Below are 9,557 nucleotides of genomic sequence, written 5' to 3'. Positions count from 1 at the left end.
GCTCCTCCGGCCTCCTCGTTGACCGGCGGGGAGGGCGCCCGTATCATCGTCCTGGAACGGATTGGGACACGCGGCGGTCAGGGTCCGACGTTGGCCCAACCCACCCGCACAGGCCAAACGGGGCATTTGCCGTGGCCGTTCAGATGGCGCTGTCGCGCATCATCATCAGCGAGACCGGCGAGCAACAGATCATCTACCTCAAGGAGGTCGGCGGCGAGCGGACCTTTCCGATCGTCATCGGCATCTTCGAGGCGACGAGCATCGACCGCCGCGTCCGGGGGATCGTTCCCCCTCGCCCCCTGACCCACGACCTGCTGGCCAAGGCGGTCGAGCAGCTCGGCGGCGAGATCCAGGATATCTACATCAATGACCTGCGCGATCACACGTATTTCGCCCAGCTCCGCATCCGCCACGAGGGGGAGCTGATCGAGGTCGACAGCCGCCCGAGCGACGCGATCGCCGTGGCGGTGACCGTCGACGCGCCGATCTACGTCTCCGAGGAGGTGATCGAGGAGGCCGGCCGCTGAGCAATCGGCGGGACCCCCTGGACACGCCGTCCTGTTCATGCGATCATCACGGGGTCGATTGGATCGGCCCCGCGTCGTTCGGGGATGCGGGCCGCCCGGAAGGACTCCGCGAGGACCCCCGTCACTGGCGATGTGCGTCGGGATTGCCCTGGCATGGAGCGAACTGCCCACGGAGTTGATCGGGCGGCATCGGCTGGAGCGTCGCGCCCATGAGCGCGGGGGGGAACGCGAGGTCCAGTTCCTCTTCCGCGACCGCGACCCCCGCCTGCCCATCTGGCGCGACGGCCGCCTGCAGGTCGTCCGCTGGGGGAACTCCCGGGGGCAGAGCCGCTTCCTCCCCCGGACCGGCTGGACCTGGAGCGAGACGGTCGAGTCGGGCGGCTGGCGGCATGCCGAGCCGATCCTGGTCGACATCCCCGCCACGCTCGGCCTGGAGCAAGGGGTCTGGTACCGCATCCGCCAGGGGATCCGCGGCATCCTCGTCCCCGACGAGCGGGGCCTCGCCGTCGCCTACATGATCTGCGAGCCGTCCACCCACTACTACCACATCATGACCCGCAGCCGGCGCATGCCCGTGCTCATCGGCGAGCGGATCTAGCCGGGGGAGCCGGCCTCTCCGGCCTCGCCCTCGCCCTCGCCCTCGATCAGGTCGCCGGGACGGTCCGGAGCTGCCCCCGGCGGTCGGCCTGCCAGAGCTGGCCCGAATTCAGGTCGAGCAGGGTGAGCCACCCCCCGCCGTAGCAGTAGGTGTCGATGCAGATCAGGTGGCCCAGGTCGAGCACCTCTCCGTCCTTCTGCGACGAGTGGCCGACGATCGCCGTCTTACCCGAGCAGTGCCGGTCCGGGAGGTGATGCTGCAGGGAGGTCCAGTACCGCAGGTCTGGCGGCTGGCCGGCCATCGGCAGCATCGGGTCGTAGTTGGCGTGGACGAACAGCAGGTTCTCCGTCTCGTGCCAGTCGGCCAGCCGGCCGAGGAAGGCCCGGTGTTCCGGCGGCACTTCCTCGAGCGAACCGTACGACTCGATCGTGTCCAGGCCCCCGCAACGCGCCCAGACGCTCAGCATCGGCTCGTCCCAGAAGCTGACGAGCCGCCTCGGATCCTCGTCGAAGACCTCCAACGCCTGGGCGAACATCAGGTCGTGATTGCCGCGCAGGGGGACGAGATGGCATCGGGATTCGAGGGCGATCAGGCGGTCGATCACCCGTCGGCTGTTGGGCCCGCGGTCGACGTAGTCGCCCAGCGTCACCAGGGTATCGTCGGGGCCGAGTCCGGCGGCCTCGACCAGGACGTCGAGCGGGGCCGGGTGACCGTGGATGTCTCCGAGGGCGAATAGGCGTCCGGGCATGGGGGGCTCAGGCTGGCGCGTCCCTGGCGGCGTTGGCATGCGACTCATTATGCTTCTACGAGCCGACCTCCCCGATGGTGACGCCGCGGCCCCCTGGAATGGCCCTCGCCATTCTCATAGCCTGGGACGATCGACCCCGAGCGTCATGCACGCTCCCGCGCCGCTACGCACCGACCCGCACCGCCCTCCCGCAGACCGGAGCCGGACCGATGGCCCGCACCCGATCGAACGACCCCGCGACCGAATCCCCCTCACCGGCCGAGGCGACGGCCGACGCCTCGGCGTCTCGACCGTCGCGACGGTCCCGGACTGACATGGCTCCGACGCCGCCGGTCAACGCCCCCCGGGACAACGACGAGGTCAACGTGGCGATCGCCGCCTCGGCCGAGTCGGGCGGGGGGACGATCACCGCCCGCAAGGCCGGCGGCCTGCGCGACATCGGCCTGAGCGTCGACCCCCGCCTGGTCGGCCTCCCGGCGGCCCTGCAGCACCTGGCCAAGGGGGTCAACATCGCCTTCCAGACCGACTACGGCGAGAACTACCTCGAGGCCGTCTACCAGGCCGCGATCGTCCACGACGACGAGCTGAGGATCGTCCACAAGGAGTACTTCGGCTTCGGCAAGTCCTGGTTCAGCCAGTTCGGCAAGCTCCTGCGGTCGATGCAACTGACCCTCGACGGCCCCGACCCGGCCAGCCCCGAGGGCCAGCGGCGGATCCAGGGGCACGGCCCGGCGACGATCCGGGGCATCCTCAACCTCTTCGGCCGCAAACTCGACCTCGTGACCGAGTACGAGGACCGCGTTCCGGCCTACGTCGAGCAGATGTTCGACCGGCTCGAGGCCTCCGGCATCATCGACGGCTGGAACCGAGGGGACTGGAAGATCCGGACCACCCGGATCGGCCTCGACATCCGCGTCACCCCCGCCCAGCACATCCTCGACGAGCTGGAGGCCCAGGAGCACGCCAGGGCCCAGGCCCGCCGCGCCGCGCTGGAGGCCGAGGCCAAGGCCGAGGCCGAAGCCAAGGCCGAGGCCGAAGCCGAGGAGGCCGCCGAGGACGGCGGATCGTCGAAGGCCGCGAGCTCACGATCCTCGAAGGGCTCGTCGAAGGCGAAGGCGAAGGCGAAGCCGAGGCCGAAGTCGAGGACCAAGAAGGACAACTGATCCCGGATCGCCCGGATGACGTCCCTCGGGGCCCGTCGTCGGGTGCCGCGTGTTCGCCCCCGGACGGGCGGCACCCGAAGGAGACTGTTTGAGGCGATCCGGGACGAGGGAGCGGCCCCGCAGTGGTTGCGGGGCCTGGGAAGGCGATCCTCCCGCAACCCGGGTGGTGGCTCAATCGGATGAGAGCGCCTTGATCCGCTCGGCGGCGGTCGCGGCCTCGGGCGTCCCCGGGGCCTCGGCCACCACGCGACGGTAGAAGGTCAGGGCGCCGTCGGCCTTCCCCTGGCGTTCGAGCGACTGGCCGAGCCGGAGCAAGGACGCGGCCTTCCGGCGCGTCTCGGCGTCGGAGGGGGCGGGTTCGTCGGCCGTCGGCCTCGGTGTCGGCGACGGGGGAGTCTCCGCGCCGTCGGTCGGGGTGGGCGACGGGGCCGGGGCCGGGGAGGGTGAGGGGGAGGGGGCGGGTTCAACGGCCGGTGTCGGCGAAGCGAGCGAGGCCCGCAGCTTCCGGGCGTACTTCTCGGGGTTGGCGAGCACCTCGTCGCGGCAACCGGAGCAGCAGACGGCGAAGGTCGAGCCGCCGGCCGAGACGGAGATCGTGGCCGCGCCCCCGGTCACGATGCACTCGGGCCCCTTGGCCGCGGCCCCGCCGGCGAAGGTCTCCCCCTCCTTGCCGAGGTTGGCCCGAATCAGGCGGGCGAACTGGGGGGAGCCGGGCTCCTTGCGGTCGAACCAGAAGTCGGAGCGGATGCCGTTGGCGTTGGGCCGGATCGTCAGGCGGTCGTCGCCGGCCGGGCCGGAGCGGTCGAGGGTCAGGGCGTTGGTCTTCTCGTCTCGGGTGCCGACATAAACAACCGCGTTTCCGTTGGGGTCGGTCCCTTCCAGGCGGTAGGTCTCGGACGCCTCGTCGAAGGTGAGCCGGGCCGCCTTGAGGACCTTGCCCCCCTCGATGGTCAGGGCCAGCCCGACCGGCTCGCCCCCCTCGAAGGCATACGACCACTCGTGCGACTCGCGCCAGCCGCGCAGGGGGTTGTCGGCCGGGACGGCCTGCCCGTTCCAGCGGCCGATGAGCGGGGCGTACGGCTCGAAGGCCGGCGGCACCGAGGGGGCGGCCGCCTCGGATTCGGGCGCCGCCCGGTCGTCCTGCGGCGTCGAGGCCCGCGAGGGAGAGACGAGCACCGGCACGAGCAAGAGAAGCATCGGAATGCGGCGATTCATCAATCGGACTCCCGGGTGGTGTCGCGTCGGGCGAGGGACGGGGCCGGCGATCGGGGGCGATTCGTGCCGCGGCCGGGCGGCGTCCCGGGCGATCGGGGCCTCCCCGCTCGGGGACTCGCGGGGGGTCGTCGGGCGTCGGTCCCCGTGTCGTTCATCCTACGACCGGCCGGGGAGCGGGGCAACGCACGACGACCGGCTCGGGCCGTTGCACGAGGGCAAGGCCCGGCCGGTCGTCCGGGAACGGGGGCAGTCGAGGGTCGAATCGAACCGGGTGGCGCCCGGTCGGTCAATCGGAGGCCGCCGGGGCCGCCGCCACCGTGTCGACCCGGGGGCGTTCCTCGGGGTCGAGGGGCAGGGCGATGTCGATGTAGCCGATCATCATTTCTTCCCAGGTCTGGTCGCCCCAGCGGACCGGGATGGTGGGGTCGGGGTTGACCGGGTTCGCGGGAGAGTTGTCGAAGTGGGCGAGGCAGTCGATCCGGTCGCCGGCCTGGAACGTCATGGGACGATCCAGATAATAGTAGCTCTGCCAGTTGAAGTCGTAGGTGGGCACGTCGAGCAGGGTCTCGCTCGAACCGTCGGCGTAGGTCGCCGAGTAGCGGAACGACTTGCCGCGCAGGTGCATGTGCGGCATGAAGGCGATCAGCTCGGCCTCTCGGGGGAAGGTGAAGTCGGACCGGACCGGGTAGTTGCCGGCCTCTTCCGACGCGTCCGGGCCCGCACCGGGGGGGATCTTGAACCGGGCGTTGGCCACGCCGATGGTCACCGCCTCGCGTTCGACCGGCTCTTTGGCCAGCACGAGGCCGATCTTCGACTGGTCGATCCGCACCTTGCCGATGGGCGTGTAGTGCAGCTCGAACAGCAGGCTCGACCCGGCCGGGATGCGCTTGGCGGTGCCGCTCGGGTACTGCGAGGGCATCTCGCCGGGGGCGTAGCCGCAGAGGTGGATGCGGTCGCGTCCCCCCCGGTCCCCCTTCGGCGGGATGATGTAGGCGATGATGTGGTGGACGACCTCGCGATTGGTCGGCCGGGCCTCGGCCGCCTGCACCCAGACGTCTTCCTCGAAGTCGAGGGGGACCGTGAATCGCTGGTAGCTCTCGAAGCCTTCGGCCTTGATCGTATACGGCCGGGGCATCTCGATGACGATGTCCGGCTCGCCGACGATCCAGCCGTCGGGCCAGTCGGCGGGCGGGGGAAGGTCGCCCGGGTTCCCTTCGGGGGCGCCTTGCTCGACCCAGGCGAGGACGGTGGCCCGCTCCTCGGCGGTCAGGCTGCGGTCGTTGGCGAAGTGGTTCCCCTCGGGGAAGCGGGGGTCGGCGTGCCAGGGGGGCATCCGCCGCAGGTCGACGACCTCCTGGATGCCGTTGGTGCGGCGGGCGACCTCCTCGAAGGTCGTCAGGGGGAACGGGCCGACTTCCCCGGGGCGGTGGCAGGCCTCGCATTTGGCCTGGATGATGGGCGCGACGTCCTTGCTGTAGGTCACCGGGCCGACCTCGTCGATCAGGGCGTCGGCGTCGGGGGCGACCTCGGCCCAGGCGGCCTCGAGCTCGGGCGAAGGGGGCCGGACGCGGTCGGCGGCGGCGACCAGGCGGGCGACGCGGTCGGCGACGTCGAGGCTCATCAGGTCGGTGACCTGGGCGCGGACCTCCTCGCGCTCGATCGGGCAGCCGACGACGGAGGAAGCCGAGTTCTCCGGCCGTCGGCCGTCGAGCACGGCGTCGAGGGCGTCGGCCAGGTAGGGGCGGGTCGGGTTGTCCCGGGCGAAGCCGAAGCCGTACTGGTCGTCGATCGCCCCCCGGTAGCGGAGCACGGCCTCGTCGTCGAGCACGAGGACCTCGCAGGTCCGCTCGGCCAGGAGCCGGTCGGCCACCTCGTTCCCCTCGTCCTTCAAGGTCGGGAAGGGGAGGCCGAACTCGTCGGCCTGGGCGACGATCTCGCCGGCCGACTGGCTCCGGTTGGAGTTGATGGCCAGGAAGACGACCCCCTTCGGCTCGAACCGCTCGGCGAGGGCGACCAATCGGGGCATGTAGAGGTCGCCGATCGGGCAGTCGATCCCGGTGAAGACGAGGACGGCGGCCTTCTTGCCCTCGAAGTCGTACAACGACACCGGGTCGCCGGTCCGGGCATCGGGCAGGGTGAAGTCGGGGACGCGCTCACCGACGCCCCGCCCGATCACCCCGTCGGAGGCGGTCGCGGTCGGGGCCGTTGCCGGGGCGATCATCAGGAACAGGGCCGGCAGGGACCATCGCAGCACTCGCAGACTCACGTCGCGCTCCTCGATTCGAATCGTGCGGAGAGGGGACGGAAGATCGGAACCAGACGATAGCAAGCCGTCGGCACATCCGACCAGCCCAGGCGCCGATCGGCTCGGCCGTGTCCTGGCCTGGTTCGGCACCGGCCGGTCGGCGACCCGACATCCCGGTCGGCGCCCCCCGGGCGGTACCGTTGAGGGTTACCCGCCCGGCCTGCCTCCGGTTTCGCCCGGCCGAGACGGAAATGGTCGGTCCGGATCCGGGGCGGACACCCGACAGGCCCGGCAGTCGGATCCGAAACCAGCGGCGACAGGTGCCACGGAGGGGGAAGGGGAAAGAGAGGGGGGGAGGGTGCCGCGGGCTCGTCCCTTGCAATCGGACCGGTCCGGTCCGGGACGGGCCCGCGGCGATCGCCGAAGTCGAAGTCGAGGTTGACGCCGAAGCCGATTCGATGCCCGGGCGGGGTCGGCTCGTCACCCTCGGGCGTCATCGGTCCGGCCGGCAGCCGGGAGCGGCGTGCGATCCGGGCCGATTCGATCAGTCGTTCAGCCGCCTCGCGGTGAAGGTGACGAACCGCTCGTCGCCGACCTTCAGGCCCGTGCCGGCGTCCCAGATGATCGTCTCGCCCGGCACGACGACCCTGGAGAAATCGGTCTCCTCGATCGTGACGTCGGTCACCTGATCGGGCAGCAGGTAGCTGAAGATCCGCCAGCCGTCGAACCGCTCGGCCGTCCGCTTGTTCCCCTCGCCGACGAAGTTCACCGTCACGCGGTACGTCATCCGCACGAGGTCGTCATCCTCGGTTTCGTCGACGTCGAGCGATTCGGCCAGGGCCGGCTCGCGGGCGGGCTCGACCCGGGCCTCCAGGGCGGGGTCGCCGTACAGGACGAAAATCCCGTCGGTGAACTCGGTCCCCTGGCGATCCCGGCCGGAGACGACCTCCTCATCGAGCAGGTACTGCGACCACTGCCGGAGCAGGAACAACGACTCGGCGAACGTCCACCGCCCCTCCTGTTTCAGGAACCAGTCGGCCATGTTCCAGTTCAGCTCGTACCAGGTCGACTGGACCGCGCCGATGTACTGCCTGGCCCCGTTCTTCATCCAGGTCAGGGCATAGGAATCCTCGAAGCTGTTCCGCCCCGAGTTGACCACGCCGGTCAGGCAGTTGCCGACGGCCCAGTAGACCTTCGGCCTCGACGCGATCAGGGGCAGGTCCACGCCGGGGGCGGTCATGGTGAACCGGCCGTCCCGGGCCGTCAGGTAGCCTTCGCCCCGGGGGTACATGAGCATCCAGTTGTGATGGCCGCCGTGGCCCGACCCGATGATCAGGTCGAACGGATCGGCCGAGAGCAGCCCGTGGACGTGGCGGGCGTCGTCGGCGTCGCTGGTCGGGCCCCCCGAGGTGATCGTGAAGGGGGAGCCGGCCGCCTTCTCCCCCACCTCGCCCCGGTCCCGGGTCCATTCCGTCACGTAGGTCCCCTCGGGGACCCAGTCGAGCCAGGTGCCGAGGGTCTTCGTGAAGGCATTGCGGATGACGACCGGCTCTGCCGAGGCCAGTTCGAGCGCATGGGCCGCATCGAACCCGGTCAGGATCCCCCAGATCGCATCGACGTACGGGTCGTCGTCGAGGGCCCGGCAGAAGGCGTTGGCCGTCAGGGCGAACTCCGGGAAATCCTCGGTCGGCTCGCAGACGAAGCAGACGTAGCGGGGCCGATAGGCCCCCACCCGCTCGCGGACCTCCTCGGGCGACGCGTCGTAGGTGAAGACCTCCCCGCCGTGCTTCGCCTCGAGCGCCCCGACGACGTCCCCCCAGGGGCCGGCCGCCACCTCCTGCTTGACGACGATCGCATACCGCGCCGCCGGGCCCTCCGCCCCCGCGTCCCCGGCCATCGCGACACACCCAACCGCCGCCACCAGCCCCGCGACGCTGATCCGAGTCATCATGCCCCTCCTCGTGAAGAGAAACGCGGCTTCGACGGGCCGACGGGCCGATCGTACCCGCTCGGACGGCCAGGGTCACGGGAGAAATGCCGCCAGGAGGGGGCTGCGCCGGATCGGGCGGGCGGATCCGAATCCGGCCGTGCCCCGGCGGTCGACCGGCGGCCGGCGGCGGGGTGTCGGCCGCCTCAATCGCAATCCCAGGTCGCCCGGCGGCGGTCGCACGTCCGGCAGCGATAGACGTACAGGCAGGAGGAATGTCCCGGCTCGAACGACTCGAAGCCCCAGGCCCTCGCCTCGTCGTCGGGGTCGAACATCGCGTCGAAGAAGGCGGCCGGGTCCTCGGGCCGGAGCGATTCCAGGGCGTCCTGCCAGCCGCCGAGATAGGCCATCGGCTCGCGGCAGCAGAAGAGCCATCGTTCCCCCTGCCAGGAATGGAAGCGGGGCGTCCGGAGCAATTCCCAGAGGTGCTCGCCCGGGATCCGGACGCCGTACCAGTCTTCCTCAGGCTCGATCGGGACGCGTTCGAACTGCTCGGTCCGCAATCCCGGCACGCCGTGCGTGACCCCCTGCGCGGCTTCCTCCCAGCAGACGGCGCCGAACTCGGTGTCCTTGCCGATCGCCGCCTTGCCGGCCCGGAGGCAGTCGTAGCAGGCGAGCAGCCTCTTCTTCTCCCTCAGCGCCTCCGGGAATGCCATGGTCGTGCCGCACGCCCGGCAGGGGACATCGCGTCGAGCCTCGAAGTAATGGCCCACCGCCGCCCCGCACGACGAGCACGGCTGGATCAGGACTTCGGCCTCGAAGCAGTGCTTCCCCTCGCCCCCGCAGAGCCGGCAGGAGGCGATCCCCTCGTAATCGCTCGCCTCCTCGGCCGGCGCCTCGAAGAGCGGGAACGGGATTCCGAGGTCGGAGAAGGTCGGCATGAGTCGATCCTGGTCGGTCGAACGCGGAGATCCCCCGGCGGCAAGCCCGATCACCCTACTCGACGCCCGAGCCCCGGTTCCAGGCCACTCCGCGGCCGGGGGCAGATGGCGCCTCGGAATTCTCCTGCCCGGGTGACTGCCCCCGACGAACCGGGGGGCACCTGGCGCAACTCATCTCCTCGGGGTCTGTTTC

General features: G+C 70.8%; 8 protein-coding genes. 3 read left to right on the top strand and 5 right to left on the bottom strand.

The genetic code is table 11. From position 1 onward, the window contains the following. The first annotated feature begins 131 nt into the window (after window positions 1-131). Window positions 132-527, top strand: a complete 396-nt coding sequence (locus AB1L88_RS08115; protein ID WP_235905357.1) for a bifunctional nuclease family protein — start codon at window positions 132-134, stop codon at window positions 525-527. 130 nt (window positions 528-657) lie between these two features. Further along, window positions 658-1,125 carry a hypothetical protein gene (locus tag AB1L88_RS08110; RefSeq protein ID WP_367096138.1) on the top strand — a complete coding sequence of 156 codons (468 nt, stop codon included), beginning with the start codon at window positions 658-660 and terminating at the stop codon, window positions 1,123-1,125. 46 nt (window positions 1,126-1,171) lie between these two features. Here AB1L88_RS08110 and AB1L88_RS08105 read toward each other — a convergent pair whose 3' ends face one another. Continuing rightward, window positions 1,172-1,873, bottom strand: coding sequence for a metallophosphoesterase family protein (locus AB1L88_RS08105; RefSeq protein WP_367096137.1), 702 nt, complete (start codon window positions 1,871-1,873; stop codon window positions 1,172-1,174). A 209-nt stretch (window positions 1,874-2,082) separates the two neighbouring features. Here AB1L88_RS08105 and AB1L88_RS08100 point away from each other — a divergent pair, with 209 nt between their 5' ends. Further along, window positions 2,083-3,036 (top strand): hypothetical protein, encoded by a 954-nt coding sequence (locus AB1L88_RS08100; protein WP_367096136.1) that lies wholly within the window; start codon window positions 2,083-2,085, stop codon window positions 3,034-3,036. A gap of 171 nt (window positions 3,037-3,207) precedes the next feature. Here AB1L88_RS08100 and AB1L88_RS08095 read toward each other — a convergent pair whose 3' ends face one another. The 4 genes from AB1L88_RS08095 to AB1L88_RS08080 form a co-directional block, all read right to left on the bottom strand. Beyond that, window positions 3,208-4,251: a tetratricopeptide repeat protein gene (locus tag AB1L88_RS08095; RefSeq protein ID WP_367096135.1), complete on the bottom strand. Its 1,044-nt coding sequence runs from the start codon at window positions 4,249-4,251 to the stop codon at window positions 3,208-3,210. Between the two features lie 286 nt (window positions 4,252-4,537). Continuing rightward, the gene (locus AB1L88_RS08090) at window positions 4,538-6,517 is read right to left on the bottom strand and encodes a redoxin domain-containing protein (protein ID WP_367096134.1); all 1,980 of its coding nucleotides are present in this window, start codon (window positions 6,515-6,517) and stop codon (window positions 4,538-4,540) included. A 523-nt stretch (window positions 6,518-7,040) separates the two neighbouring features. Next, entirely contained in the window at window positions 7,041-8,447 is a 1,407-nt protein-coding gene (locus AB1L88_RS08085; protein ID WP_367096133.1) for a hypothetical protein, read from the bottom strand. Window positions 8,448-8,629: 182 nt separating this feature from the next. Then, complete coding sequence (locus AB1L88_RS08080; protein WP_367096132.1) at window positions 8,630-9,364, bottom strand: CbrC family protein; 735 nt, start codon at window positions 9,362-9,364, stop codon at window positions 8,630-8,632. Window positions 9,365-9,557: the final 193 nt, after the last annotated feature.

The sequence above is a fragment of the Tautonia sp. JC769 genome, assembly GCF_040717455.1.
Classification (GTDB): domain Bacteria; phylum Planctomycetota; class Planctomycetia; order Isosphaerales; family Isosphaeraceae; genus Tautonia.
The sequence above is the reverse complement of the archived record's forward strand: the minus strand, read 5'-3'. Positions and strand labels throughout refer to the sequence as shown.

Excerpts from the sequence above, each read along its gene's own strand:
- AB1L88_RS08085 (WP_367096133.1), bottom strand. The coding sequence starts at position 8,447 with ATGATGACTCGGATCAGCGTCGCGGGGCTGGTGGCGGCGGTTGGGTGT.
- AB1L88_RS08100 (WP_367096136.1), top strand. The coding sequence starts at position 2,083 with ATGGCCCGCACCCGATCGAACGACCCCGCGACCGAATCCCCCTCACCG.
- AB1L88_RS08105 (WP_367096137.1), bottom strand. The coding sequence starts at position 1,873 with ATGCCCGGACGCCTATTCGCCCTCGGAGACATCCACGGTCACCCGGCC.
- AB1L88_RS08110 (WP_367096138.1), top strand. The coding sequence starts at position 658 with ATGTGCGTCGGGATTGCCCTGGCATGGAGCGAACTGCCCACGGAGTTG.
- AB1L88_RS08080 (WP_367096132.1), bottom strand. The coding sequence starts at position 9,364 with ATGCCGACCTTCTCCGACCTCGGAATCCCGTTCCCGCTCTTCGAGGCG.
- AB1L88_RS08095 (WP_367096135.1), bottom strand. The coding sequence starts at position 4,251 with ATGAATCGCCGCATTCCGATGCTTCTCTTGCTCGTGCCGGTGCTCGTC.